General features: G+C 58.1%; 23 protein-coding genes and 1 pseudogene. 22 read left to right on the plus strand and 2 right to left on the minus strand.

The window, feature by feature from the left end:
- Nucleotides 1-484: 484 nt before the first annotated feature.
- Nucleotides 485-1,552 carry a cytochrome-c peroxidase gene (locus QRQ56_RS22225; RefSeq protein WP_438742982.1) on the minus strand — a complete coding sequence of 356 codons (1,068 nt, stop codon included), beginning with the start codon at nt 1,550-1,552 and terminating at the stop codon, nt 485-487.
- A gap of 2,634 nt (nt 1,553-4,186) precedes the next feature.
- Here QRQ56_RS22225 and QRQ56_RS22230 point away from each other — a divergent pair.
- The 12 genes and pseudogenes from QRQ56_RS22230 (at nt 4,187) to QRQ56_RS22285 (ending at nt 17,221) form a co-directional block, all read left to right on the plus strand.
- A complete protein-coding gene (locus QRQ56_RS22230; RefSeq protein WP_317245392.1) occupies nt 4,187-4,399 on the plus strand; it encodes a helix-turn-helix domain-containing protein in 213 nt (70 codons plus the stop codon).
- A gap of 22 nt (nt 4,400-4,421) precedes the next feature.
- Nucleotides 4,422-4,634, plus strand: a complete 213-nt coding sequence (locus QRQ56_RS22235; protein ID WP_143275372.1) for a hypothetical protein — start codon at nt 4,422-4,424, stop codon at nt 4,632-4,634.
- 1,452 nt (nt 4,635-6,086) lie between these two features.
- On the plus strand, nt 6,087-7,589 hold the full coding sequence (gene nifD / locus QRQ56_RS22240; RefSeq protein WP_438742983.1) for a nitrogenase molybdenum-iron protein alpha chain: 1,503 nt from the start codon (nt 6,087-6,089) through the stop codon (nt 7,587-7,589).
- An 80-nt stretch (nt 7,590-7,669) separates the two neighbouring features.
- Nucleotides 7,670-9,229 carry a nitrogenase molybdenum-iron protein subunit beta gene (nifK, locus tag QRQ56_RS22245; RefSeq protein WP_317245391.1) on the plus strand — a complete coding sequence of 520 codons (1,560 nt, stop codon included), beginning with the start codon at nt 7,670-7,672 and terminating at the stop codon, nt 9,227-9,229.
- A 115-nt stretch (nt 9,230-9,344) separates the two neighbouring features.
- The gene (nifE, locus tag QRQ56_RS22250; protein WP_438742984.1) at nt 9,345-10,988 is read left to right on the plus strand and encodes a nitrogenase iron-molybdenum cofactor biosynthesis protein NifE; all 1,644 of its coding nucleotides are present in this window, start codon (nt 9,345-9,347) and stop codon (nt 10,986-10,988) included.
- A gap of 5 nt (nt 10,989-10,993) precedes the next feature.
- The gene (gene nifN / locus QRQ56_RS22255) at nt 10,994-12,376 is read left to right on the plus strand and encodes a nitrogenase iron-molybdenum cofactor biosynthesis protein NifN (RefSeq protein WP_438742985.1); all 1,383 of its coding nucleotides are present in this window, start codon (nt 10,994-10,996) and stop codon (nt 12,374-12,376) included.
- A 22-nt stretch (nt 12,377-12,398) separates the two neighbouring features.
- Complete coding sequence (gene nifX, locus QRQ56_RS22260) at nt 12,399-12,794, plus strand: nitrogen fixation protein NifX (RefSeq protein WP_085394603.1); 396 nt, start codon at nt 12,399-12,401, stop codon at nt 12,792-12,794.
- Nucleotides 12,795-12,804: 10 nt separating this feature from the next.
- Nucleotides 12,805-13,275: a NifX-associated nitrogen fixation protein gene (locus tag QRQ56_RS22265; protein WP_438742986.1), complete on the plus strand. Its 471-nt coding sequence runs from the start codon at nt 12,805-12,807 to the stop codon at nt 13,273-13,275.
- Between the two features lie 7 nt (nt 13,276-13,282).
- Complete coding sequence (locus QRQ56_RS22270) at nt 13,283-13,483, plus strand: CCE_0567 family metalloprotein (RefSeq protein ID WP_007600023.1); 201 nt, start codon at nt 13,283-13,285, stop codon at nt 13,481-13,483.
- Nucleotides 13,484-13,496: 13 nt separating this feature from the next.
- Nucleotides 13,497-13,781: a ferredoxin III, nif-specific gene (fdxB, locus tag QRQ56_RS22275; protein ID WP_085394605.1), complete on the plus strand. Its 285-nt coding sequence runs from the start codon at nt 13,497-13,499 to the stop codon at nt 13,779-13,781.
- Between the two features lie 641 nt (nt 13,782-14,422).
- On the plus strand, nt 14,423-15,583 hold the full coding sequence (locus QRQ56_RS22280) for a TlpA disulfide reductase family protein (RefSeq protein ID WP_438743028.1): 1,161 nt from the start codon (nt 14,423-14,425) through the stop codon (nt 15,581-15,583).
- Nucleotides 15,584-16,334: 751 nt separating this feature from the next.
- A pseudogene (locus QRQ56_RS22285) lies at nt 16,335-17,221 on the plus strand (aspartate-semialdehyde dehydrogenase).
- Nucleotides 17,222-17,895: 674 nt separating this feature from the next.
- On the opposite strand, the gene QRQ56_RS22290 reads toward QRQ56_RS22285, so the two are convergent.
- On the minus strand, nt 17,896-18,486 hold the full coding sequence (locus QRQ56_RS22290; RefSeq protein ID WP_085394607.1) for a hypothetical protein: 591 nt from the start codon (nt 18,484-18,486) through the stop codon (nt 17,896-17,898).
- 324 nt (nt 18,487-18,810) lie between these two features.
- On the opposite strand from QRQ56_RS22290, the gene QRQ56_RS22295 reads away from it, so the two are divergent.
- The 10 genes from QRQ56_RS22295 to QRQ56_RS22340 all read left to right on the plus strand — a co-directional run bounded on the left by QRQ56_RS22295 (nt 18,811) and on the right by QRQ56_RS22340 (nt 24,883).
- Nucleotides 18,811-19,131: an iron-sulfur cluster assembly accessory protein gene (locus tag QRQ56_RS22295; RefSeq protein ID WP_438742987.1), complete on the plus strand. Its 321-nt coding sequence runs from the start codon at nt 18,811-18,813 to the stop codon at nt 19,129-19,131.
- A 39-nt stretch (nt 19,132-19,170) separates the two neighbouring features.
- Complete coding sequence (locus QRQ56_RS22300; RefSeq protein ID WP_438742988.1) at nt 19,171-19,464, plus strand: NifU family protein; 294 nt, start codon at nt 19,171-19,173, stop codon at nt 19,462-19,464.
- On the plus strand, nt 19,465-20,676 hold the full coding sequence (gene nifS, locus QRQ56_RS22305) for a cysteine desulfurase NifS (RefSeq protein WP_007600029.1): 1,212 nt from the start codon (nt 19,465-19,467) through the stop codon (nt 20,674-20,676).
- The gene (gene nifT, locus QRQ56_RS22310) at nt 20,673-20,897 is read left to right on the plus strand and encodes a putative nitrogen fixation protein NifT (protein ID WP_007600030.1); all 225 of its coding nucleotides are present in this window, start codon (nt 20,673-20,675) and stop codon (nt 20,895-20,897) included. The genes nifS and nifT overlap by 4 nt, the downstream gene beginning before the upstream one ends.
- An 861-nt stretch (nt 20,898-21,758) precedes the next feature.
- The gene (nifB, locus tag QRQ56_RS22315) at nt 21,759-23,312 is read left to right on the plus strand and encodes a nitrogenase cofactor biosynthesis protein NifB (RefSeq protein ID WP_438742989.1); all 1,554 of its coding nucleotides are present in this window, start codon (nt 21,759-21,761) and stop codon (nt 23,310-23,312) included.
- Nucleotides 23,313-23,327: 15 nt separating this feature from the next.
- Nucleotides 23,328-23,552: a 4Fe-4S binding protein gene (locus QRQ56_RS22320; protein WP_007600032.1), complete on the plus strand. Its 225-nt coding sequence runs from the start codon at nt 23,328-23,330 to the stop codon at nt 23,550-23,552.
- A 126-nt stretch (nt 23,553-23,678) separates the two neighbouring features.
- The gene (locus QRQ56_RS22325) at nt 23,679-23,999 is read left to right on the plus strand and encodes a nitrogen fixation protein NifZ (protein WP_007600033.1); all 321 of its coding nucleotides are present in this window, start codon (nt 23,679-23,681) and stop codon (nt 23,997-23,999) included.
- Nucleotides 23,996-24,235, plus strand: coding sequence for a nitrogen fixation protein NifZ (locus QRQ56_RS22330; RefSeq protein WP_007600034.1), 240 nt, complete (start codon nt 23,996-23,998; stop codon nt 24,233-24,235). Before QRQ56_RS22325 ends, QRQ56_RS22330 begins: the two co-directional genes overlap by 4 nt.
- An 11-nt stretch (nt 24,236-24,246) precedes the next feature.
- Complete coding sequence (locus QRQ56_RS22335) at nt 24,247-24,606, plus strand: DUF3024 domain-containing protein (protein WP_007600036.1); 360 nt, start codon at nt 24,247-24,249, stop codon at nt 24,604-24,606.
- Between the two features lie 10 nt (nt 24,607-24,616).
- Nucleotides 24,617-24,883 (plus strand): hypothetical protein, encoded by a 267-nt coding sequence (locus tag QRQ56_RS22340; protein WP_085394612.1) that lies wholly within the window; start codon nt 24,617-24,619, stop codon nt 24,881-24,883.
- Nucleotides 24,884-25,115: the final 232 nt, after the last annotated feature.

Consider the following 25,115-nt stretch of genomic DNA (forward strand, 5'->3'; position numbering starts at 1 on the left):
AAGATTTGCTGGTATTCGGCGGTGCCAAAATACTGGCGCGTGACGGCAAACTGACGGTTGAGTTTCAGGGCTCGGCAGTCAAACCGCCTGCGCGATGGATCCCAGCTCCATCAAGGCGCTGCCCGTGCCAACCGGACAGCTGGCAAGTGGTGAGCAAGTCCTGAAGTTTACGACAGGAGCGGAAGGCAAGCGGCTCGCTAAGTTGTGCAGAGCGATATCCGCTTCTCCTTGTTTGACGGCGAATGCCCTCGTCGTAAGTCGATCGCCGGTAGTTCTCCCTACCGACGAAAGCTGGAACGATGCGGAAAGCAGCGTCGCTCCCGCGTGACTTTCGCCCGGCCTCGCATTGAGGCCGGGCGGCTTTTTATGTGCCTGCTTATCAGTGACAGCAGGGGATCATTCATTTTGGCGTCATTGCGAGACCCCGGGTTCTTGGAGCGCTTCTGTTGCTGTTCGGCAGGGAATGAGGCCGGTGCTGCTAAGGCTATCTGTCTATTGAAGGCTTTGGTGTCGTGTTGGTGCGCGTCGGCAATATCGGATATTCGATCTTAGGCAGCCGACCGGTCAGCGAATTCAGAAATGCGACAATGTCGTTTTCCTCCCTATCGCTAAGCTTGGCGCCGAGCTGGATGTCACTCATTAGGGCAACAGCTTGCTTCAGGCTCCAAACCTGGCCCGAATGGAAGTAAGGGGCTCGCAACGCGACGTTCCGCAATGGCGCCGCGCGGAAGACATATTCGTCGCCAGCCGCCCTGGTAACCGCGAATCGGCCCTTATCGGCGTCCGGAAGCACGCTTGCGTCCGGCTTTTTCATCACGCCGAACGGGAAGTAGGCCTGTCCACCGAGATTGATTCCATTGTGGCAAGAGGAACATCCCTTCGCCATAAACAGTGCCAACCCTGTCTTCTGCTGATCATCGAGAGCACGTGTATTGCCCTCCAGATACTGGTCGAACGGAGCCGCAGGTGTTATGAGAGTCGCTTCAAAAGCCTCGATCGCCTTCGCAAAATTTTCAAAGGTGACCGGTCTCGCTTCGTTCGGAAACGCGTTGTTGAACAGGACGACGTAGCTGGGCATTGAGTTCAAGATACCGAGCACATGATCCGGAGTCGCATTCATTTCGGCACTCGCCTGCACCGGGCCGGTGGCTTGCGCCTTGAGGTCCGCGGCGCGTCCGTCCCAGAATTGCGCCACATTGAACACTGCGTTGTAGACGGTTGGCGCCCGACGCAGGCCGACCTTCCAGCCGTGACCAACGGAGGTCGGACCGGCATCGACTCCGCCGGTGCCGAGATTGTGGCACGTATTGCAGCTAATGATCCCGCTCGCCGATAGCCGCGGATCGAAGAACAGCATCTTGCCAAGCTCGACCTTTCCATGCGTCACCGGATTGTTTTTTACCGCAGGAATGACCGAGGGGATCGGATGGAAGATCTGCTTGGCGTTTCTCATCAGATCATCGTCGGCGTTAGCTCCTGACGACATCAACAGCCCAATAGCGAAAATAGATGCTTCAGCGACAAGCCGAAGCTCCGGGATCGACATGTTCATACACCGCCTCCATTAGTTCTGATTGTTAAACAAGGAAACAGTCGAAAGCGATGCCACGCGTTCCTCGACGGTCCGGCGCAGCATGCAGCGGATCCTCAAACGAGGCTGCATCAAAATGTACGACTTTGAGGAGCCCGCCGCGGCGTTCACGCAAGGGCTTGAGGGGCTCATGTGATTCGCGAGTTCGCTTTGAGCGTAGATCGAGGCCTCTGTTGGTCGATCAGACTAGCGGCTCAAGCGGCCTGATGGTCGGTCTGACAACAACAAGTGTGCCGCAAGCAGTAAGCTGTCCGGTGGCCGCATCGGTGCTCCATCGAGCGATTGGGTGGCCAATACGCTCCGCAAAGTTGATGTATCCGTCTTACACCAATGGCCGCGCTCAGCGCTCACGGTGTCATTGGACAATTAGCAACTGCGGTGCCAGTTGCGTCCGAGATGCAAGTTGCTGATTTAGTTGTAGAACGGGTGCGGACGAACAAACAAACTAGGATGTCTTGGTTTGATCACTACATTCAGTGTCACAGATGCCACAAGTGCCAGCCCCGGCTAGAGTGATCGCAGATACCTTTGTGGTGAGGTTCGCTTGCCAGCCGCACGCGGGAACGGCGGTAACAAGACCTACGCAGCTGGGCGAGACACTGAGCCGAGGCGCTTGGCGGTGCGCATCGTTCACGATTTCGCCGAGCCCTGCCGACTGAAGCCTCTCCGACTCATATCCGGGCCGCTCTGGCGCGCCGCCGCCGCGAAGCCCGGCTCGTTCGTAAAGGACGAGCCTCCGAACCGAACATGGCTTGATTCAATTCCACCTGAGGTTCGCTGGCATGGCAATTGCCGTGCTGAAGTCTGAAAGGCGCGGCTGCCCAGAGTTTGACGGTGCGACCGTCCGATTGATCGCTACTCCAATTCGACAGGTGACCAGCCTGACCCTGATCCGGCGGGTGTTGGTTGGACTACCAAGTCGGCCCACTCACGGGCTGCTGCTCGCTTTTGAAATCCTGCGCGCTGGGGCAAAATAAGCTGAACTTCTGCAGGAGCAACCGCTACTTCGTGCTCTTGCGTTGAATGATGCCGATACGAGAGGACACGCTGGGAGGAGATCGTGACATCAGTCCGCAGATGGCCCAAGTCCTGAGATTTATCGGCGTGTTAGCGAGGAAGAACGTGATTGAGCACTTGTCCATGGCTGGTTCAAGTTGGATACGGTATCCGTAATGACTTCGATTGACGAGCGCTTGAATGAGATCAGATCCGTACGGAATGACATTTGGCGTTGTCGCAGAAGGCTTCAAAGCGAGCTAGATGATCTCCAGCGTAAAATGCTCGAAGAGCGTCTGCTTGAGCGGCAGTCTGCCTTTGAACGGCTCGTCTCGGCCACGTTTCCTTTTACATTGAGATTGTGAAGCAAAATTTCGGGACCTGTGCCGCGGGAGCATTCCGCGTTAAATAGCGTCCGCTCACAGAGCGCCTGCGCCTGGGTCAGGAATGTAGCGCTCCGGCGCCGCGGGCCGTCGCGGCCCCTCATGGCCGCCGCCGACCTGAAAAGCTCGGCCCATAGCCTTGGTTCACCGAGGTGCTGCCCGCTGCGCACCGATAATGAAATCGGTCCGGCCCCGTCCAAGGGCACTGCCGGGGGATACCGCTCGCCTCGCTTCTGCGACACCGCAGTCACCTGAGTAACGCTGATCCGGCAGAGCGATCGAAGGAGCTTGAATCGCCCGTAGCGTCAGATTGTACAGAGCAGGGAACGATATTTCAGATCAGGTGCAGTCGAATGATAAGAGCCGCTCTCGCTTTTGTACTATGTTCCGCTCTCGAGTGGATCGGGCTAGGCATGGGGGCGGTTGCGGAAACAAGGCGGTACGCGTGCACGATCACTGCCGCCGATCGAGAGCCGGCCGGAGTTCGGAATGAGCGGGTTATTCTCACCGTTCAATATGGCTGCCGGATCGCAGGTGGTCTCTTGACCGACGCGGGGATCACAGCAGTGTCGGTCAGCGAGTGGGCTGCTGACAAAAGGACATACTTGGCCTCCATGGAATTTCACCACGCGCTGGAGGGAGTTGCACTTGGGCAACTCTCCGAGGCGACCGACTTCTCTAGCATGGAAGGCGAGCAAGGCATTGGGGTCGCAACTTCCGGCACGACAGTTTTCACATTCGCATCTGGTTCATTGGCCGACCTTTCAGGGAAGACCCTTAAATTCACGACAAAACCCACCGGCCTACGTAGCTTCGAGTTGGAGTTCACAGACTGGCCAGAATCTCTTCTATGGAAGTGACGCGTGTCTTACGCTGAATTCCGCAGGCGCGCGCACAGGAATACTGTCCATACTCTTAAGCACACACATATGTGCTCACCGGCCAATATATGCCGTCTCCCAAGACGAGCACACCCGCAACAGGTTAAGCCAAAACTCCGAAGGCACTCGAGCGCGGTAGAGCGTTCAAATGACCTTCACGCGGTCCGATCAGCAGCTCTTTTGGCTGCCGATCCGCATATGGGACGATCTGGCCTCGCATGGCAGCGCCTGCGCGACACGGAAGCTATCAACACGGAATAAATGCAGCCCAACCGCCTCCCGAACGCGGACGAGTACCAACTCAAGGCAGCCCTCATTGTACACTGAAGCGGTTGATGGCGGAGCGGGAGATCACTCAGACCGAAGCCGCGAAGCTCGTCGGCGTGAAGCAGCCCAACATCTCCAAGCTGCTTCAAGGGCAGTTCAAGTTGGTTTCCGTGGAAAAGCTGCTTCGCATGCTGGCGGCGTTCGATCAGGACGTCGAAACAAAGATAAAGCCACATCGGAAGCGTGGCGAAGGGGGCCGGATCACGTTTATTCGGGCCTAAGAGCTGCCGAAACGGAGGGTTCATGACATCTAACCCGACGGCGGCAAAAGGGCCCATGAACTCACCCTGCAGTGCCCGATCTGCAATCGAGATTCGGCTGACTGAATCCTTCGCCCCCGCTGTTCTCGCCGAGGCCCGCCAGCGTTTCCAGGAACAACTGGGCGAAGGACGCGAGGTCGCCCGAGAGACCGAAGCGCTTCAGCAGGAGCGCGAGAAGCTCAAAAGGGAAGATTAACGGGTCTAACGCTAGGTCGTGAACCGACGCGGCGGCTTAGTGCAGCAGCCAACTCGTCCCTACAGAAGCGAAAGGCGCGCGAGTACCGCCGGAACAGTGGTGATGCACCAATTTACGAACGTTGCAATGCGTGAAATCCGCACCTGAGCACTTCGGTCCGAGGTCTTGGCCCTTTTTACCATAATTACCTGGGCAAGAAAAATACCGTTCAAGTGGACCATCGGCGCGCTGTTCTGCAAAAAGGCTGGCGGAGCGCGTTAGCAAAACTGGTTTCAATGGCGATTGATACGCCACGCAACGGAGGTAAGCGTAAGGAATTTCGATCCTGTCCTGGAACGAGAAAGGATAAATCGACCAGTGGTCCGCATCCCACCTGCCTTATCTCGACTGCCGACACTTGCGAAGCTGCCGGCCTTTCCGTGAATTCGCTCAAACCGTCTGACGCGTCAGAATCCGATGTTCCCCTTTGTCGAACTACGCCGAACGCAAAAGCTGCAGATTATTTGATGCGGAAGCGCCCTGTGTCGTAGCCGGCAAATTCAAATCCGGGCAAGCCCAGGGTGACCGTTTGCGGAGTTTAAGTTACCGCGCTGCTTGGGAATTGATCAGCTTACGTGCTCTCCACGGCGTCAGCTGTTCGCCCCTCCGAGCGCGCCTCTCCGCAGTATCAAATAAAAGAACGCCGGAGCGAGAGACCATGCGGAAGTGGAAGAGGACTGCTGCTGGGCAACTGAGTTCTTGTGGAGACATCTGCAGCAGGTGGTGGAGCGCTCGATGCGATTCTTGCTGGGGGTGGGATCGCGAGCACGATGGGCACATCTAACCGCGCTGAAATCCGCTTCGAACGGATGGTGGTTGCGATCGCTGGATCGGCGCGTACGAAGCAAGGCTGCGCATTGGAGTGACGTCGGCGCGGCCAGACTCCAGCCACGCCGCTGGTGGAGAGCGTAACCGATTGTTTTGTTTCAGACAGGGCGTTGCGGCTACGCTTGTTGGTGGCAGACAGGGTCAGGTTTATAACAATCCGCATCCGGCAGCTATCTAGCTCTATAAACGTTGCTTTTTTATTCAACCGGCGCTGGCACACTCGTTGCAGACCCCTGCGCAGGAGGCGGCTGTTAGTCCTTTGCATCCCATGCACAGGGACATGCCCCGTGATCGCACGCGAGTGAATAAAGAAGCCGATATGACCAACCGCTGGAGAGCAGGCATGACTTCACCGAGAAGCGTCTTGGTCATCGATAGGCAGCGTCACACATGGCGCTCCTAACCGCTCAGCCGAGATGAGCTACATGATCGTGAACGACCGCTGCGGCATGAACGTCGCGAAGTTGCGATCGGTAGGACCGCCCACGCAGATTGCACTCTTACCTGAACGCCGGATCGGAAATCCGTCGGTCTACCGCAAAAGCGTCGCTTCTTGTTGAGACCACAATCGAAAAGGAAACCTGTATGAGCCGAACACCTACCCAAGGCGTTGCAGAGATCAAGGCGCGCAACAAGCAGCTAATCGATGAGGTGTTGACGGTCTACCCCGAGAAGACTGCCAAAAGGCGCGCCAAGCATCTCAGTGTTCACGAGGCGGGGAAGTCGGATTGTGGCGTCAAGTCGAATATCAAGTCCATTCCGGGCGTGATGACCATCCGCGGCTGCGCCTATGCGGGCTCCAAGGGCGTGGTCTGGGGACCCATCAAGGACATGATCCACATCAGCCACGGTCCGGTCGGCTGCGGTCAGTACTCCTGGGGCTCGCGGCGCAACTACTACGTCGGGACGACCGGCATCGACACGTTCGTGACACTGCAGTTCACCTCCGATTTTCAGGAGAAGGACATCGTGTTCGGCGGCGATAAAAAGGTCACGAAACTCATCGATGAGCTCCAGGAGCTATTTCCTCTCAGCAGGGGCATCACCATTCAGTCCGAATGTCCGATTGGCTTGATCGGTGACGATATCGAGGCGGTCTCCCGAGAAAAGTCGAAGGAATATGGCGGCAAAACCATCGTGCCCGTGCGGTGCGAGGGCTTCCGTGGCGTGTCGCAATCGCTCGGCCATCACATCGCGAACGACGCCGTTCGGGATTGGATCTTTGACAAGAGCGCCCCAGAGACCAGCCCTAAATTTGAACCGACGCCATATGATGTTGCGATCATCGGCGACTACAACATCGGTGGCGACGCATGGTCGTCACGAATCCTGCTGGAAGAAATGGGCCTACGCGTCATCGCCCAGTGGTCGGGGGATGGATCTCTCGCTGAATTGGAGGCGACGCCGAAGGCGAGGCTCAACATACTGCATTGCTATCGCTCGATGAACTACATCTCACGGCACATGGAGGAAAAATTCGGGATTCCCTGGTGTGAGTACAACTTCTTCGGTCCTTCCAAAATCGCGGAGTCGCTGCGAAAAATTGCAAGCTTCTTCGATGACAAGATCAAGCAAGGCGCCGAACGCGTCATCGCGAAGTATCAACCGCTTGTCGATGCTGTGACCGCGAAATACCGGCCGCGGCTTGAAGGCAAGACGGTAATGCTGTTCGTCGGCGGCTTACGTCCTCGCCACGTCATCGGCGCCTATGAGGACCTCGGCATGGATGTTGTCGGCACGGGCTATGAGTTCGGGCATAACGATGACTACCAACGCACCGCCCAGCACTACGTCAAAGATGGCACGCTGATCTACGACGATGTCACCGGCTACGAATTCGAGCGCTTCGTCGAAAAGATCCGGCCAGACCTGGTCGGCTCCGGTATCAAGGAAAAATACGTCTTCCAAAAAATGGGTGTGCCGTTCCGCCAAATGCATTCCTGGGACTACTCGGGTCCTTACCACGGCTATGACGGCTTCGCGATCTTCGCCCGCGACATGGACATGGCGATTAACTCCCCGATCTGGGGGAAGACCACGGCACCTTGGAAGGACGCTCCGCAGCCGAGCCTCATGGCAGCGGAATAGGAAGCCGACCCCGGGCCGTTTCTTTCCGCAGAGGAGGGGAAGGGCAGGAGAACGAACGCAAGAACCCAAAGAGTGCTATGATGACACAGAACGCCGAACACATACTCGACCACTCCGAGCTTTTCCGGGGAGACGAATACCAGCAGATGCTGGCCAAGAAGAAGGCGCTATTTGAGAATCCGCATGATCCCGCCGAAGTCGATCGCATCAAAGAATGGTCGAAGACATCCGAGTACCGCGAGAAGAACTTCGCCCGCGAGGCGCTAACCGTTAATCCGGCGAAGGCTTGCCAGCCGCTCGGTGCGGTGTTCGCCGCCCTCGGGTTCGAGCGCACACTGCCGTTCGTCCACGGCTCACAGGGCTGCGTCGCGTATTATCGCAGCCATCTGTCACGGCACTTCAAGGAGCCGACCTCGTGCGTCTCCTCGTCCATGACGGAAGACGCGGCCGTGTTCGGGGGGCTTAACAATCTCACGGACGGGCTTGCCAACAGCTATAGCATGTACAAGCCGAAGATGATCGCGGTCGCCACGACCTGCATGGCGGAAGTTATCGGCGACGACCTCAATGCCTTCATCAAAACATCAAAGGAAAAAGGTTCAGTCCCAGCGGACTACGACGTACCATTCGCTCACACTCCTGCGTTCGTCGGCAGCCACGTTACTGGCTACGACAATACGCTCAAGGGCATCCTCGAGCATTTCTGGGATGGCAAAGCCGGCACGGCCCCAAAACTCGAGCGTAAAGCGAACAACACGATCAACTTCATCGGTGGCTTCGACGGCTACACTGTCGGAAACATCCGTGAGATAAGGCGTATCTTCGAGCTGATGGGGATCGGCTACACCATCCTCGCGGATAACAGTGACGTGTTCGATACCCCCACGGACGGCGAGTTCCGCATGTATGATGGGGGCACTACACTAAAGGATGCCGCGAACGCTGTCCACGCCAAGGCAACCATTTCCATGCAGCAATATTGCACGGAGAAGACGTTGTCCTTCATCAAAGGGCACGATCAGGAGGTCGTCGCTTTCAATCACCCGCTGGGCATCAGCGCCACGGACGATTTCCTGATGACACTGTCGCGTATCACCAACAAGGCAATTCCAAATGCGCTGGAGCAGGAGCGCGGGCGCCTGGTAGACGCAATGGCTGATTCTAGCGCGCATGTTCACGGCAAGAAGTTCGCGATCTACGGCGATCCAGACCTCTGCTATGGTCTGGCCGCATTCCTGCTGGAGCTCGGTGCTGAGCCGACCCACGTGCTGTCGACGAACGCGAGTAAGGCCTGGGAGCAGAGGATGCAGGCGCTGTTCGCGAGCTCGCCCTTCGGTAAAAACTGCCGCGCCTTCCCGGGCAAGGATCTCTGGCACATGCGCTCGCTCCTGTTCACAGAGCCGGTCGATTTCCTGATCGGTAACACCTACGGCAAGTATCTCGAGCGTGACACCGGAACGCCGCTAATCCGCATCGGCTTTCCCATCTTCGATCGCCATCATCACCATCGTTATCCAGTGTGGGGCTATCAGGGGAGCATGAATGTGCTGGTCAAGATTCTCGACAAGATCTTTGATGAGATCGATCGAAAGACCAGCTCGGTTGGCAAGACAGACTACAGCTTCGACATCATACGCTAAGGCGAGCTCCCCGCCTCATCGTCCGCAGAAACAGCGGCGCTGCGGCGGGGATCACAGGTTCTCCGCCGGTCATCCTTGTGGTCTGCGGTGTGTTAACATCCCCGAGAGAGACACCATGACTTCGCTTCCCACGACCATACAGGACGTCTTTAACGAACCGGGCTGCGCCAGGAACGCGAGCAAGTCGAAGGTCGAGCGTAAGAATGGTTGCACCAAGCAGCTCAAGCCGGGCGGCGCCGCCGGCGGATGTGCCTTCGATGGCGCCAAAGTCGCGCTGCAGCCCTTCACCGATGTCGCCCATCTTGTGCATGGTCCAATCGCCTGTGAGGGCAATTCCTGGGACAATCGTGGTTCGGTCTCGTCCGGCTCCGATCTGTGGCGCAGAAGCTTCACCACAGATATGAGCGAGACCGATATCGTCTTCGGCGGCGAGAAGCGGCTGTACAGGGCAGTCAAGGAGATCACAGAGAAATACGACCCGCAGGCCATCTTCGTCTACCAGACATGCGTGCCCGCAATGATCGGTGACGACATCGATATGGTCTGCAAGGCGGCCTCCGCCAAATTCGGCAAGCCGGTCATTCCCATCAATTCACCGGGATTTGTCGGGTCGAAGAACCTTGGTAACAAGCTTGCTGGCGAAGCACTGCTGGAGCACGTCATCGGTACCGGAGAGCCGGACTACACGACATCGTATGATATCAACATCATCGGTGAATACAATCTGTCCGGCGAGCTTTGGCAGATCAAGCCCCTGCTCGATGAGCTCGGAATCCGGATCCTGTCCTGCATCTCGGGGGACGGCAAGTATCGCGAGGTCGCTTATTCGCACCGGGCCAAAGCCGCGATGATGGTTTGCTCAAGGGCAATGATCAACGTCGCACGCAAGATGAGGCAGCGCTACGGCATCCCGTTTTTTGAAGGCTCCTTCTACGGTATCGAGGATACCAGCGATTCACTCCGCCAGATCGCGCGCATGCTGATCGAAAGTGGCGCGCCGGCTGAGCTGATGGAACGCACGCAAGCCCTGATCGCACGCGAAGAGACCAAGGCCTGGGCTGCGATTGAACGTTTCAAGCCGCGCTTTGCCGGCAAGAGGGTTGTTCTCATCACCGGCGGTGTGAAATCCTGGTCGATGGTGGCCGCGTTGCAGGAGGCCGGGCTCGAGATCGTCGGCACGTCCGTGAAGAAATCGACCAAGAAGGACAAGGAACGTATCAAGGAATTAATGGGCCAGGACGCCCATATGATCGAGGACATGTCGCCTCGCGAGATCTACAAGATGCTCAAGGACGCAAAAGCCGATATCATGCTCTCGGGCGGCAAGTCGCAATTCGTCGCACTAAAGGCGGCGATGCCGTGGCTCGATATCAACCAGGAGCGCTGCCACGCCTATATGGGCTATGTCGGGATTCTCAAGCTCATGGAGGAGGTCGAGAAGGCGCTCTACAATCCGATATGGGATCAGCTCCGCCAAGCCGCGCCATGGGATGAGTTCGACCGGAATCTTCAGGCAAGGACGGCTGCCCAGATGCATGCGCAAGCCGCGGATCCAGTTCGGGACCCGAGCAGGAACGGCGTCAGGACGATAAGTTTTTCCAATCAAGCTGAGGCCAGCGAGGGTGAGAGCGCGATTGCGGCGCATGGCCCGAAGCTCGCCGAGCCCAACAAGCCGTGCGCCAGTTCCAGCGGGCGGTGCATTGCTTGTAAGGACATTCCGTCCGATCTCCAGCCGCCGGCATTGCAGGCGGCGGAGTAGGGGACATGGCGATCGTCACTACCTCGAAGAAAGCCTGTTCGGTCAATCCGCTCAAGATGAGTCAGCCGATCGGCGGCGCGTTTGCCTTCATGGGGTTGCGCGGCGCGATGCCGCTTTTGCACGGCCCGCAAGGTTGCGCCTCCTTTGGGCTGACGCTGTTCGTGCGCCATTTCAATGAAGCCGTGCCGATGCAGACAACTGCTATGAGCGAGGTTGCGACCGTGCTCGGCGGCCACGAGAATCTCGAACAGGCAATCCTCAACATCTACAATCGCATCGAGCCCGAGATCATTGGCATCAATTCAACTGGGGTCACTGAAACCAACGGCGATGACGTCGAAGCCTTCATCCGGTTGATCCGACAGAAGCACCCGCAGCTCGAAAAGCTCCCCCTTGTCTACGTCTCGACTCCGGATTTCAAGGATGCCTTGCAGGATGGCTGGGGCAAGACGGTGGCGCGGATGATCGAGGTGCTTGTGACTCCGTTCGACCCAGCGCGACCGCGCGATGCGTCCCGCGTTAACGTGCTACCTGGGTGCCACCTCACGCCCGGCGACCTCGACGAGCTTCGCACGATCTTTGAGGATTTCGGTCTCAAGCCCTCCTTCCTGCCGGACCTTGCAGGTTCGCTGGACGGCCACATCCCCGACGAATTCACGCCGACTACGATCGGGGGGATTGGAGTGGACGAAATTGGGACTATGGGGCAGGTGGCCTGGACGATCGCGATCGGCGCGCAAATGCGCCGTGCGGCCGAGACCATGCAGGTGCGGACAGGCGCGCCGTTCCGTCTATTCGAGCGGCTCTGTGGCCTTATCCCAAACGACGAATTTATGGCGTTCTTGAGCCAGATCACCGGCCGGTCAGTACCCTCGAAGTATCGCCGGCAGCGTGGACAGCTGGCAGACGCCATGCTGGATGCTCATTTCCATATCGGCGGCCGCAAGCTCGCGATCGGCGCCGAGCCGGACTTGCTATTTGATCTCTCCAGCTCGCTCCATGAGATGGGGGCGCAGGTCACTGCTGCGGTGACGACGACGAACTCACCGGTGCTGCAGCGTGTCAGGACCGAGGACGTCCTGATCGGCGATCTGGAGGATCTTGAAGAGCTTGCCAGGACGCGTGACTGCGACCTCTTGATGTCCCATTCACATGGTCGCCAGGCGGCTTCGCGACTCAATGTTCCATTCTTCCGGGTGGGCTTTCCCATGTTCGATCGCCTTGGCGCTGCGCACCTCACAATGGTTGGTTATCGCGGCACGCGCGACCTGATCTTTGACATCGCCAATCTCATTATCACCGACCGAGAGATCAACCATCGGCCGACGCCTGACAGCTGGCGATTCACCAACTCTGGCCTGCAGGTCGTTTCGCCTCGGTTGCATTGAGCAGGGAGAGAAAACAACACGGATGAAAGTTGCATTTGCCACTCAGGACTTGAAGCATGTCGATGCGCACTTCGGCTGGGCCAAGAACATCGCGATCTACGAGGTCGGCCCGGAGGGGCATCGGTTTATTGAGGCGATCCAGTTCGGTGGTGACCTCACGGAAGACGGCAATGAGGATAAGCTAGCGCCCAAGATCGAGGCGATCAGGGACTGCGCAATCCTCTATGTTGCGGCGATCGGCGGCTCGGGTGCTGCACGAGTCGTCGCGAGCAAGATCCATCCGATGAAGGTGCTGCAACCAGAGCCCATCGATGAACTTTGCGTCAAACTCGAAACCGTGCTGAAGGGCTCGCCGCCGCCCTGGCTCCGAAAGCTGCTCGCCAAAGACCCGGAACGTACAGTGGATTTCGAAACCTGAAGGAACGAGGATGGGAGATACGTCCGAAGTCACTCCAGCCCCCGCGGCGGCGGAGCCGCCATTTCTGAAAGAGCTCGTCAAGATCTGGCGCGCCCAGGACTCCCACGGTGCCTGGGAGGGCAAGGAGGATCTCGATTTGCTCGAACCCTACGTTCTCGACAAGCACAAGCGCCGTGCGCTGCCTATTGTCGGCAATCCCGACCCCGCGACGACATGGCGGCTGGAGCTGTTCTTTCACGCGGTTGCGCTCTCGATCGAGAAGGCGACCGGAGTGATGATCTCCCCAATGCTGAAGATGCACAACGAAGGGTTCGGTCGGATCGTCTTGATCGGCGGCCGGCTCGTTGTCGTGAGCAAGCAGCTGCGCGACGTACATCGCTTTGGTTTCGACCATTTCTCTGATCTCGCTGATCAAGGCGACAAATTCGTCAATAGTGGCGTTGAGATGATCCGTAAGTTCCCGGAAGTGGCGAATTATTGAGGCAAGCATGAGCGATGTTGAAGCGCTGAAAGCGGAAATAAAGAAGCTGTCGGCGAAGGCGACCCAAGCCAAGATGGACCTCCACGACCTCTCCGAGGAGCTGCCGGTCAACTGGTGCTCGATCCTGAGTGTGGCGCAGAAGGCCCACGCTGCCTTCAGCGAGCTCGAAAGCAAGCGCCAAAATCTCCAAGCGCTAGACAAAGCATAGCGGATCTCAAGCCATGTCATTTAGGACCCGAGACGGCCGCAGTTGGGAGCCGGATTACCTGGTTTCTATCGATCTCAAGAAGTGCATCGGCTGCGGCCGCTGCTATAAGGTTTGCGGCCGCGAGGTCATGACGCTGAAGGGGCTAAGCGAGGCTGGCCAAATCATCGATCTCGATGAGGAGGACGATGAGCTCGAAAAAAAAATCATGGTGCTGAATGACGAAGGCGCTTGCATCGGCTGCAGCGCCTGCGCGCGGGTGTGTCCAACAAACTGTCAGACGCACGCGCCACGGGGTTGAAGCGACTTTCTTCGCTATCAACCCAGCTTTCCTGAGCTGACCGTGCCCGAACATGGACTATTGGCTGTCCTTCGGGGGGATCGGTCAAATGATCAAATGACACGACCGCGCCGTCTCGTGCTCGCGGACCACAGTAACCACGGCGCAAGGAGTTGATGGGCTAGGTGACTTTGGTTGCGAATTCTGCATGGTTTCAGTGCGGCAGAAATGCTCGTGAGTAGCCTGTCGGCTGGCTAGCATCGCCTTGTTCAGGGCTGCGCGCGCAGTCTCCGCCTTTGCGCCAGATCAACAGACACTCGGCAGGCGATGTGAGCGGCCTTGGGCACCCCGGCTAGATCGCGCGGCAGTTAAGGGGTGATCCTGAACTCGCTCAGCGCCCTGAGCCCGCCGCCGAGCGTTACGGCGAAGCCTACGTCGCGGCTCGGGGATGCGCATTCGCGTTTTGGTGACCGGAAGGGCGCGATGCGTGCCCGAAATCTAACGCTCACGCAAAGCATGTCAGTCTACAGTGGACCTATTGGGCGTGTGGATGTTTCTCAAAGCTTTTTCATGTGCTTAGTGCGCGCGGGGCGCCTGGCACGGTGATTGCTAACTCAGTGTAAAGACAAGCTCTCGCAACAACTGACTTTGGAGAAGAAATGATGGTGCTGTGCATGGCGACCCCGGCTCCTTCGCTCAAAGTCGAGAACTGGCTGCGTGGCGCCCCCCTTACGAAGTTCCAGCCAGGGGGAGTGTACATCGTCGAATTTTGGGCAAGTTGGTGCGGTCCATGTGAGGAGGCGATGCCCCATCTCATTGAGCTGCAAGCAAAATACAAAGACGAGGGGCTTGAGGTCGTCGGAGTCGCAGCTAGCGAACAAGCACCAACGGCGGATGAGGCTCGTACCAAACTGGACGTATGGTTGACTGAGAAGTTCTCAAATTTGAACTATCGAATCGGGTTCGACAGTACGGGCGAAATGAACAAGCTTTGGATGGATGCCAGCTCATCTGTTGGGATTCCGACATCGTTCGTCGTCGATCGCGACGGCCACATTGCCTATATCGGTCATCCGATCACACTCGACGACGTCTTACCGAAAATAATAAACGGCACTTGGCGCAGCAGCTATCAAGCTAAATTCGCTGATGCGAAACGGATTGCGGAAGGCCAGCGCCTAGCGCGCGAACGCTCAATGCACCGGAGAATCGGAGCGGCGATGGAAGCAAAGGACTGGCCGACAGCGCTATTAGCCGTCGAAGAGGGCATTGCCGCGACGCCGGACAATCTCCACTTCCGGGAGATTCATGCGCATCTGTTGCTTCACAAAATGCGCGACACGGCGACTGGTTTCCAGGTCTTACGCCAACTGGTTCGAGATGCGATTGAGACACAGTCAGAGGCTTTGAGTGCGCTGGTTGGCGCGATGAGGCAACTCTTTGATGCGGAGAACGACAACACGCACCTCCCGCGTGCGGAACGCTTTGCGATCGGCAGGGATGTTTCGGAACATATCCTCAATCCTGGGCAGGCCTTCGGCGGCCTCAACTGCTCTTCCTATATGGTGGTCGCTCAGTACTACCACGAGAGTGGTGACAAGCAACATGCGATCGAGCTGATCGAGCGGGCGATGACGTGGCTAGACGATCCGAAAGCTATGCCGGAATTGCCAGCGGAGCGTGCGAAGAAGTATTATATGCCACGGCTGCTCCAAGCCTTGGCCAACTACAGGGACGAGAAGGTTTCTTGCGGCGGATCTTGTTCGGTTCCGCGAGAGAAGTCTCCTGGGGTTCCCAACGTCCAGCCGCAGGAGGAGACATGAAGAGAAATGTTAATCAGAAGACGCACCATCGGGCCCAATTAGCGCCTTCGAATCGCTCGCCACCAGCAGAATCATTCAGGGCGATTGCGACACGCACGCCACAAGGAAAACCTAGCCGACAACGAGCGATGCCACGCCCTGCGGCTCTTCGTTGCTGGGTGTCTCGTTAGTGCTTGTATTCAAGGGATGCCGGCTCCGCCGTTTTTACATACTCAGGTTTGTAGCTCGACACTATCGATCTGCTACTCACATCGAGCATTACTCACGCAGTTATGTTTGCCGTTTCCGGCACAAACCGCCCCTTCGAAGAACTTAAATGCAGCATCGAGGTTCGATCTGGCAGTCTCCTACCGGTTGCGCCGCCCCAGACGTCGATCCCATGTTCTATTGGGCTAGCATAATGAACAGAACGTGTTGTTCTTAAAAAAGGGAGGTGGTCGGTTCAGAAAATGCTGAAGGCGACTTGAGAGTGTCGGATCTCGAATGCTTCAAACCATCGATCAGTAACTCTTCAACATCAATTCTTGCGAAGCATACCGCACAAGTAGCGGTCATGCTCACGATCACCAAACGCGCGACCAAGACCACCACGGCCTTCGGGGCCCGAGAGGCATGCGCGCCTACTCGTCCACTGAACGCACCAGCTCTACCGAAGCCCCGCCGCCATTGGTCCCGCACTTTTTTGTTGTCTGCACAGGCTGATCCGGAAGAGTGGAATCCGAGTTTCCGACCAGATCATGCTCAAACGGAAATGGAGGAAAATGTGAGTAACGATCCCGTGCTCGCGATTGTCGGCGGTCACCGGCGGCGGGGGGCGCCGAATTCTCGCCTCCACGGACAGCCGCGGCTTTCGCTTTGGCAGGCTGAAGCGCTGGCCAGCTCCCGCTCGCCCGGCAAGACGATGTCGTTCTGAAGCAAGGGCGTCGTGATCGAGGAGCTGACGACATCGCCCTGTTCTCGGACGGCAACGGCATCTCCAAAACGGACGCGCCGATCGCGGTCAGGGCAGGCGCTGTCGTGGTCGACAACTCCTCCGCTTTCCGAATGGATCCGAACCTGCCGCTGGTGATCCTCGAGATCAATGCGGGCCGCGTCCGCGACCGCAAGGGCATCATCGCACCAGAAGAATCGCATCAAGCGCGTGATAAGCGCAACTTAGCGGGTCACCAGCGGGGCCGGCGCCGCTGCGAAGGAAAAGGTTCCTGAAATTCACGCGTGTCAATCTCAATTGCCAACTTTCAAGATCTTCTCGGACGGGATAATCGTGACTGGTGTGACCTGCATCCGCGTACCCGTGCTGCGCGCCCATCAACTTCGAATGCGAGAAGCCGATCAGCGAGGAGCATGTGCGCCCAATCATGGCGCAAGCGCCCGGCGTGAAGGTCGTCCGACCGCACCAAAAACGAGGTCCGATACCAATCGCCGCCGCTGGCCAGGGTGATGTTCTGGTCGGCCGCATCCACAAGGATCTCAGCGATCCCTCAGGGCATCCGACCTCGATGTTCGTTGCGGCGGATCAACTGCTCAAAGGCCGCGGCGTTGCGCGCCATGCAGATCGCAAGGGCTGTTGCTGGGCCTGTAATCAGGCGCACGCCCGAGACCATAGGTCTAAGCCTGCGTGGCCGAAGCCGAGGCTGACGGGAAGTCCACCCGCCTGCTCGACCTGCGGGTGCTGCTGATTACCGCGACGGGTACTCGGGCACTCCTACACAGTTGCCAGCACCTCCACCCCTTTGGCGACCACTCCGTCCTCCACACTCCCTGCGGCGGATTCTGTCAGGCGATTTCGCACGTACGCTACCGCGCATCCGGGTCGGCGCGAGTTCTGCATCCATCCGTGGTCGCTGCAGTGGCGGATGCCGCCGGCTTCCGCAGCACGGACATCGCGCACCCCCGGAATGTCCGGATCACCGCCGGCCCTTCCGTGAACCATCAGCATAGTGATCGCTCCTCGCGCGACATCTCAGCGCCGCCCAGGCCGGCAAAGGCCTGGAGCACAACGCCAAAGCCAATCCACACACCGTCGATCGGCCTTTGAAGTGTGACCGCGACCATGAACCGGTCAGACTTAGAATGTCCTGATCACGATAGACCCGCTCAGTCGGACCGTCGCGGTGAGCCGGCCACAGCGTGATGACGACAGTGCTCTTGGCCAACACACGACCAGCAGAGTGGGCATGTCATCTGCCCGAAAAGCTGGGCCGGAAGTGCATCGCCAAGGTTTGAAAGAGCCCGCCGCAGGCGAAGCGTTTGCAGTGAATCTCTTTGCGGCGGACTGTCGAGCTGGCGAGAAAGGGATCTGAGGCGATGCCTCAGACTGGGCGGTTTTCGCTTCTGTTCTTCACCGGCTCCATTTTGGCTAGGCCGTCCTCGTATGAGATCTCCGTGTATGATCCATCGAGTTCCTTGGCTGCATCGAGCAAGTAGTCGAGCCTTGCGGCGGTACCGAGCTTCTTGAGGTCGTTCTTGTCGATGCCGGCGAGGTCCATCATCTCCTTCCATACGGTTGATTCGTTGCAAGGCAGAATGCGGAAGGTGATGTCGCCTATTTTTGTGCGGTACTTCGCGAGCAGATCAATGTTGTTGCAGAAGATGAAATAGCTGCCGTTGGGGCTCAGCCTGCCATCCAGCACCTTCGCGGCCTCGGGTAGATAAGCGAAGGAATGCAGATATCCGGCAAGGACTGGGATGGCTGGTTCGCCTTCTTGTGCAATTGCAAGAACTTGTTCGATGGAATAATCCGGCGGTCGTTTTTCGTCGGCGAGCTGGGCTTGGAACTTCAGCGCGATGTCGCCTCGAAACCCAAATCGCCCGGACTTCGTTGTTTCACTCTTAAGCACCGCATTCAGCAATCGCCCCTCCTTGTCCAGCGGGCCAAGAGCGGTGTTGTCGATCGAGGTCATGGAAGTCTCCTCATCAATTTGTGGTGTGCACGGGTCGCCCAATGCGACGTGCCCCTACCTTCCTGCAAGTTGTTTGCCGTCCGCGATGTCTGCAGCGACGTAGAGCGTAAACGGCGGCTTGGCGCGATTTGCGGGGATACCTGCTGTCACCATCACGAGGCCTCGCACGCATGACATCCTGCTGCCGGAAAACCGCCTGTCGCGAACCCGACAGGTCGCAAATCGAATGGTGGGCCTCTGCAATAGAAGCTGGTTTCATCTGCATCTCGACTGGCATGGGATTTGCCATTTGTGCTTTGCGAGAGAACTGAGAACGAGCCAGAGATGATCAACCTAACGAATAGCGCCATCAACGCACTGAAGGCCGCAATCTCCTCGACAGTGCAGCCGGCAACCGGTTTGCGGATCATGATCGAAGGCGGCGGCTGCCAGGGATTCACATATAAACTGGGTCTTGCTCATGAGCCAAGCTCCGATGAGACCGTGTTCGAGCAAGGCGGGATTAAAGTCTTTGTCGACAACGCGAGCCGGGCGCATCTCAACGGCACCACGATCGATTTCGTGGTGTCGCTCGAAGGATCAGGATTCCGCTTCGATAACCCAAATGCCAAATCGAGCTGTTCATGCGGCAAATCGTTCAGCTGAGTCGCCTTGGTACGCTTGGCAATGGAATGAGCATCGAACATGGGCCTGAAGGCTGAACCTACGAAGCAGTCTCGGACTATCGAGCCTTCCGATCGCGAGCGGATTGTCCGCGCCGTGCTCGATGAGAGTCGGCCAAGCCTCAGGCGCGATCGGGGACATTGTGAGCTCGTCGCAATAGACGGCGACAAGATCATGGTCGGGCTAACCGGCGCTTGCAGGGTATGCAAGCTTGCGGGCACGACGCTCGCGGCTATTCAGGCGCGCCTGATCGAGCGGCTCGGAAAGTTTGCCCGCCTGATCCCGTTCCCCGGAGCTGCCAAAGTGAGGGCTTAAATGCAGAGCGAACTCTCCGTGCGTCCGATTTACCTGGACAATAACGCCACGACCCCTGCACATCCTTTGGTGGTCGCCGCGATGCTGCCGTTCTTCTCTGGGCAATTCGGCAATGCGTCGTCCGGGCATGCATTCGGCATTGAGGTTGCACCCGCATTGACGCAGGCGCGCCGAAATGTGCAGGCTCTCATTGGCGCGGCATTCGATCACGAAATCGTTTTCACCTCCGGCGCGACGGAATCTGACAACACTGCGATCCTGTCCGCGCTCGCCGTGCAGGAAGGACGCGACGAGATCGTCACAACCGCCGTTGAGCATTCGGCCGTGCTGTCTCTTGCCGAGGAGCTGGGCCGACGAGGAATCAAGATCCATGTCATTCCGGTCGATGCAAGCGGTCGATTGGACATCGAGAGTTATGGCAATGCCTTGTCGGAGCGTACGTCAGTCGCCTCGATCATGTGGGCGAATAATGAGACCGGTACGATCTTTCCGGTGAAGTCCCTCGCCAAGATGGCGCGCTCAGTCGGCGCGCTCTTTCACACGGATGCAGTCCAGGCCGTCGGGCGGATTCCCATTGACCTGAAGACGACGGACATCGATATGCTGTCGCTCTCCGGCCACAAGCTCCATGGTCCGAAGGGCATCGGCGCGCTGTATGTCCGCAAGGACATTAAGTTCCGGCCGCTGATCTTCGGCGGCGTGCAAGAGCGGCGTCGCCGCGCTGGCACCGAAAACGTCCCAGGCATTGTTGGGCTCGGCAAGGCGGCGGAACTCGCGGCGGCACACCTCATACAAGATCAGATCCAGATTTGCGCCCTTCGCGACCGGCTGGAGCGCGGCATTCTCGCGCTCGGCGGTTGCATCGTGCTTGGTGATATCAAAAACCGCCTGCCAAATACCTCTAACATTGCCTTCGAGCGTCTCGAAGCGGAGGCCATCGTCCACCACCTGAATCGTGACGGAATTGCCACCTCCCTCGGTTCAGCCTGCGCGTGCGGCTCGATGGAGCCGTCCCATGTCCTGCGCGCGATGAGAGTAGCGCCGGCGTTTTTGCGCGGTGCGGTTCGCTTCTCGCTCTCGCGAGAGACGGCGCTGGATGAGATCGATCGTGTGCTGCAAGTCCTCGCGCACATTACTTCCGAACAGAGAGCCCTGTTGCGTGCGTGTCAGGAGCGTGCGGGCGAGAGTTCGCAACCTGCAGAGCCCCTATGAAGGTCATGATTCGTCGTTCGCCTGAGACAGGCCTTTCGATTTATGTACCCAAGAAAGATCTTGAGGAGCCGATCGTCGGCTGGGAGCACGAGACGCTGTGGGGTGGTTGGATTAAAATCGCAAACGGCTGGGTGCTCGACCTACCGGCGATGGCGAGCGACACCACCCTACCAATCACCATAAACGCCAAGAAGCGCGGCGGCGAAGCAACCGAAAAATGAAACTCCGTGTCTATGGACGTCGTCAAACCGGGATGTCCAGGGAAGTCTTGGCGGGCGCGGTGAGCGCGTACCGGTCAACGCGACAGCCCATGCAGCCTTGTTCGGAACCAAGATCGTGCTGCCGCGCGCTGCCAAAGGCAGTATCTTGGCCGGGGCGCAGCATCGAGGCATCCGGCCAGCGGGATGGCGTTGGTGGGGAGGCCTTCGCGACCTCCCCTTTTCGGCGGCCGCCAGGCCGCTCGTTGCATTCCGCGCGTCTTAACAGCGTCAGGCCAATGGCTGGACTCCATAAGGTTCAGCTTTGAATGGTTGAGTCGCGCGCCGGCCCAGATCGCAGGCTCAGAAGTATCAACCTTCGTGATGATCCCTGACCCTGGCGAGCGGGCGTTTCTCTTCACCTGGGTTGACAATGCCCTTCCGGAGCATCACGCAGGGGTCCGCGTGATCTTCCATGGCATAGGTCAGTCACAGGACTGCTTTCTCTGCTTCTAGGCTCGCCTTATCAACCTGTCCTTCAAAGCGCCCCGGACGTCTTTTGCGGATTGTGCTTTGCCTAGGCGTCACGTTCTGACGGAAGATCAACTTTCAAGCGACGCCACCCGCCTGCCGTTTGCCGAAGCCATAGCTGACGCTGCCTGCCGGGCCTCAAAACAATGGTGTCAGCGCTGTTGTGATCGCAACCCTTGTCAGCTTTCCAACATGAATTGATAAAGCTAACAATCGACCAGGGCTTAGCTAAGTACTTGAAAGCGAAATGTTAAATTCATCCTGCAGGAATGGCACGCCAGTTGCTCTTGGCTTTCCAGAAAGACTCTGGGGATGCTTGCCGAAAGGGTTCGGCTTGCGAAGAGAATTGGAACAATGAGTACTTCAGCGCAACACCAGGTATCCTGCGCCGGCGAGATCAGCGAGACCATGCAAGTCATGGCGACGCACAAGGGCTGCGGTACGATCGGTGGCAGCGGTAAGGCAAGCTGCGGATCTCAGGCTGGCATCGCCAATCTGCCAATTGAGATCTGGGAAAAGGTGAAGAACCATCCGTGTTACAGCGAGGAGGCGCACCACCATTATGCCCGCATGCATGTCGCCGTCGCACCCGCCTGCAATATCCAATGCAATTACTGCAATCGTAAGTACGATTGCGCTAACGAATCGCGTCCTGGCATTGTCAGTGAAAAGTTGACGCCGGTGCAGGCCGCCAAGAAGGTGCTGGCGGTCGCTTCCGCGATCCCTCAGATGAGCGTGGTCGGCGTTGCCGGTCCTGGCGATCCGCTCGCGAACCCGGACAAGACATTCAGGACATTCGAGCTCGTCAATAGGCTCGCGCCAGATCTCAAGCTGTGCCTCTCGACGAACGGCCTTGCGCTACCCGATCATGTCGACACAATCGCGAGACTCAAGGTCGACCACGTGACGATCACGATCAACATGATCGACCCCGAAATTGGTGCAAAGATCCATCCGTGGATCTTTTACGGCCACAAGCGCTGCACCGGCATTGAAGCCGCAAGAATACTCAGCAATCGACAGCTCCAAGGGCTGGAGATGCTCACCGCGCGCGGCGTCCTGTGCAAGGTCAACTCGGTGATGATCCCGGGGATTAACGATCAGCATCTGGTCGAGGTTAACAAGGCCGTGAAGTCGCGCGGCGCCTTCCTGCATAACGTGATGCCGCTGATATCGTCGCCGGAGCATGGGACCGTCTTCGGCCTCAGGGGGCAACGCGGCCCGACTGCACAGGAAGTGGTAGCATTGCAGGATAGCTGCGAAAGCGAGATGAGCATGATGCGTCACTGTCGCCAGTGCCGGGCCGACGCTGTCGGACTGCTCGGGGAGGACCGCGGCGCGGAGTTCACCATGGAAAAAATCATGGCGATGGACATCAAATACGACGAGCAGGCCCGGAAGGAGTATCAGGCTAAGGTTGAGAAGGCGCGCACCGCGAACCTTGTGGCCAAGCAGGAGGCGCTTGCGCGGCTCGCCAGCGCGTCCAGCGAAATCAAGGTGCTGGTGGCGGTTGCAACCAAGGGCTCGGGATTGATCAACCAGCACTTCGGTCATGCCAAGGAGTTCCAGGTCTACGAGCTCTCGACTTCAGGCGCAAAATACGTTGGTCATCGAGCAATACATTCCTATTGCCAAGGTGGTCATGGCGAGGACAGCAAGCTCGAAATGGCCATCGGCGCCATCAAGGATTGCCACGCCATATTCGTGTCAAAGATCGGCGGCTGCCCGAAGGCCAAATTGATCAAGGCCGGCATAGAGCCGGTCGATCGGTACGCCTGCGAGTTCATCGATGGCTCGGTCACCGCCTGGTTCAAACTCTATCTCGATAAAGTCAATGAGGGGAAGATCCAACACGTTGAAAGGGTCGATGCAGCGGCCCGCTCCAACGCGCTGACTTCCGCCGCCTGAGGATGGGTTCAAGTAATGCCGTTCAAGATCATCGCGTCGCAATGCACGGGCTGTTCGGCGTGCGAAACGCAATGCCCGAACCTCGCTATTTCCGAGCGAGCCGGCGTTTTCCTGATTGATCCTGAGAAATGCACCGAGTGCGCCGGCTACTTTGACGAGCCACAATGCGTGGCGGTTTGCCCCGTTGACAATACATGCGTGCTCGACGCGGCGCTGCCGCGTCACCAGGAGCCTGCTTGAGGGCCACGATGGATGTCATGACAACACTAGCGGTTCAGAAACTCGGGCGGTTGATGCTCCGCATTGACGGGCGGCGGCCGCGGCTGTGCGAGACGTTGTATCGAACTGTGGAACGGGGACGACAGCATGAGCAACATCGCCCGCGATAGTGAGATCGTCGAGCTGACGGACGCCCCCTTGTTTGACTATGGCGACAAGGTGCGGGCCAACCGCACCATCCGCAACGACGGCACTTATGTGGGCAAGGAGATTGGTGAGGTTCTGGTCAAGAAAGGTGAGCTTGGCTATGTCGTCTCGATCGGCACGTTCCTACAACAATTTTATATCTATGGGGTCGAATTCCTCGGCTCCGGCTATCGCGTCGGCATGAAAGGCAAGGAGCTCGATCTAGTCAGGCGAAGCCGCGAAGGCGAGGAGCCTTCCTTGCCAGGAGCGGCATCCCGATGATCGAACCAAGACTGCCAAGATACCAGTCAGGCCAACGTGTCAAGGCGGCGATAGATCTGCTCAACGACGGTTCCTTTCCCGACGCGTCGCCGGAAGAGTGTCTGGTCAGCGTCGGGCACGTTGGTGAGATCGTCCAGATCGGTCGCCATACGGAAGCGAACCTATTCATTTATATGGTCGATTTCGGCAAGCAGTTGGTGGTTGGCTGCATCGAGGCAGAAATCTCTGCACTCTAGGAGATTGCGCAATGAACGCGGCAATCATCAGGAGACATCATGCCGGCTTGCCTGCCCATCCCAACGAGCTCGACCGGTGGCGAATCGTGCGCGCACTCACGAAGCGCGAGCGCTACCGATATGTCTCGCCAGAGGTGACTGCGGTTCCTGGCGGCTATCTAGTCGAGAGCCCGTGTTGCTCAGGCAATATCAATGCGGAGGGTGGCCTCGTCGAGATCGCGCTGCTGCGCCACGACAGGACGGGGGCGGCATGGCAGCTGTTCCGCAAAGATCACGGTAAGGACGTCTGGGAGTGGCATTCGACCCATCAACGGCTTGGCTTGGCGACAACGGTTCTGAATGCCGATCCTGAACGTTTATTCTGGCGATGAGGATTTGTGGATGGTGCGCCAAGGCGAATTGACCATGATCGAGCAGACGCTCGCCGCTATTGACACAGGCTCTGAGCCCTGCCTGACGCTCCGGCAGAAATTTCCACATCTTGCCTGGATTTGTTGCGACGCCTCCGACATGACGCACACTCCGTTCCGCCGGTTTGGCCAGTTCGACCTGCATTTACTCGACTGCGGAGATCAATGTGCACAGATCACGAATGATCCGCGGCGCGCCAGCGGCATTGTGCTGGCCAAGCGCTCTGCCATGTCATGATCAAGCAATCGCCTGCCGGTGCCAGGCTCACAGGGCGCTAGGCCCGCGGGTTGTTTGCCATGCCGTCGTGCCCGGCCTGGCGAAACATCACGATCAGGTCGCTCGCTCGTTCATCGGGTCCATGACATGGGGCAGGCGATGGTTTCGCATCTTGTTCGCTGGGGATGGAATTTCCTGGCTATCTCTACGTGGCCCCTTCGATCAAGAATACTGCGGCGGTCAAATGAGGAAG

Source organism: Bradyrhizobium sp. U531 (assembly GCF_051710265.1).
Classification (GTDB): Bacteria; Pseudomonadota; Alphaproteobacteria; order Rhizobiales; family Xanthobacteraceae; genus Bradyrhizobium.

Coding starts and splice junctions, on each gene's coding strand:
- QRQ56_RS22340 (WP_085394612.1), top strand. CDS start 24,617: ATGGTGCGCCAAGGCGAATTGACCATGATCGAGCAGACGCTCGCCGCT.
- nifK (WP_317245391.1), top strand. CDS start 7,670: ATGACACAGAACGCCGAACACATACTCGACCACTCCGAGCTTTTCCGG.
- nifE (WP_438742984.1), top strand. CDS start 9,345: ATGACTTCGCTTCCCACGACCATACAGGACGTCTTTAACGAACCGGGC.
- QRQ56_RS22270 (WP_007600023.1), top strand. CDS start 13,283: ATGAGCGATGTTGAAGCGCTGAAAGCGGAAATAAAGAAGCTGTCGGCG.
- QRQ56_RS22295 (WP_438742987.1), top strand. CDS start 18,811: ATGATCAACCTAACGAATAGCGCCATCAACGCACTGAAGGCCGCAATC.
- nifB (WP_438742989.1), top strand. CDS start 21,759: ATGAGTACTTCAGCGCAACACCAGGTATCCTGCGCCGGCGAGATCAGC.
- nifD (WP_438742983.1), top strand. CDS start 6,087: ATGAGCCGAACACCTACCCAAGGCGTTGCAGAGATCAAGGCGCGCAAC.
- QRQ56_RS22290 (WP_085394607.1), bottom strand. CDS start 18,486: ATGACCTCGATCGACAACACCGCTCTTGGCCCGCTGGACAAGGAGGGG.
- QRQ56_RS22320 (WP_007600032.1), top strand. CDS start 23,328: ATGCCGTTCAAGATCATCGCGTCGCAATGCACGGGCTGTTCGGCGTGC.
- nifX (WP_085394603.1), top strand. CDS start 12,399: ATGAAAGTTGCATTTGCCACTCAGGACTTGAAGCATGTCGATGCGCAC.
- QRQ56_RS22230 (WP_317245392.1), top strand. CDS start 4,187: ATGGCGGAGCGGGAGATCACTCAGACCGAAGCCGCGAAGCTCGTCGGC.
- nifT (WP_007600030.1), top strand. CDS start 20,673: ATGAAGGTCATGATTCGTCGTTCGCCTGAGACAGGCCTTTCGATTTAT.
- QRQ56_RS22265 (WP_438742986.1), top strand. CDS start 12,805: ATGGGAGATACGTCCGAAGTCACTCCAGCCCCCGCGGCGGCGGAGCCG.
- QRQ56_RS22225 (WP_438742982.1), bottom strand. CDS start 1,552: ATGAACATGTCGATCCCGGAGCTTCGGCTTGTCGCTGAAGCATCTATT.
- nifN (WP_438742985.1), top strand. CDS start 10,994: ATGGCGATCGTCACTACCTCGAAGAAAGCCTGTTCGGTCAATCCGCTC.
- QRQ56_RS22235 (WP_143275372.1), top strand. CDS start 4,422: ATGACATCTAACCCGACGGCGGCAAAAGGGCCCATGAACTCACCCTGC.
- nifS (WP_007600029.1), top strand. CDS start 19,465: ATGCAGAGCGAACTCTCCGTGCGTCCGATTTACCTGGACAATAACGCC.
- fdxB (WP_085394605.1), top strand. CDS start 13,497: ATGTCATTTAGGACCCGAGACGGCCGCAGTTGGGAGCCGGATTACCTG.
- QRQ56_RS22335 (WP_007600036.1), top strand. CDS start 24,247: ATGAACGCGGCAATCATCAGGAGACATCATGCCGGCTTGCCTGCCCAT.
- QRQ56_RS22300 (WP_438742988.1), top strand. CDS start 19,171: ATGGGCCTGAAGGCTGAACCTACGAAGCAGTCTCGGACTATCGAGCCT.
- QRQ56_RS22325 (WP_007600033.1), top strand. CDS start 23,679: ATGAGCAACATCGCCCGCGATAGTGAGATCGTCGAGCTGACGGACGCC.
- QRQ56_RS22280 (WP_438743028.1), top strand. CDS start 14,423: ATGGTGCTGTGCATGGCGACCCCGGCTCCTTCGCTCAAAGTCGAGAAC.
- QRQ56_RS22330 (WP_007600034.1), top strand. CDS start 23,996: ATGATCGAACCAAGACTGCCAAGATACCAGTCAGGCCAACGTGTCAAG.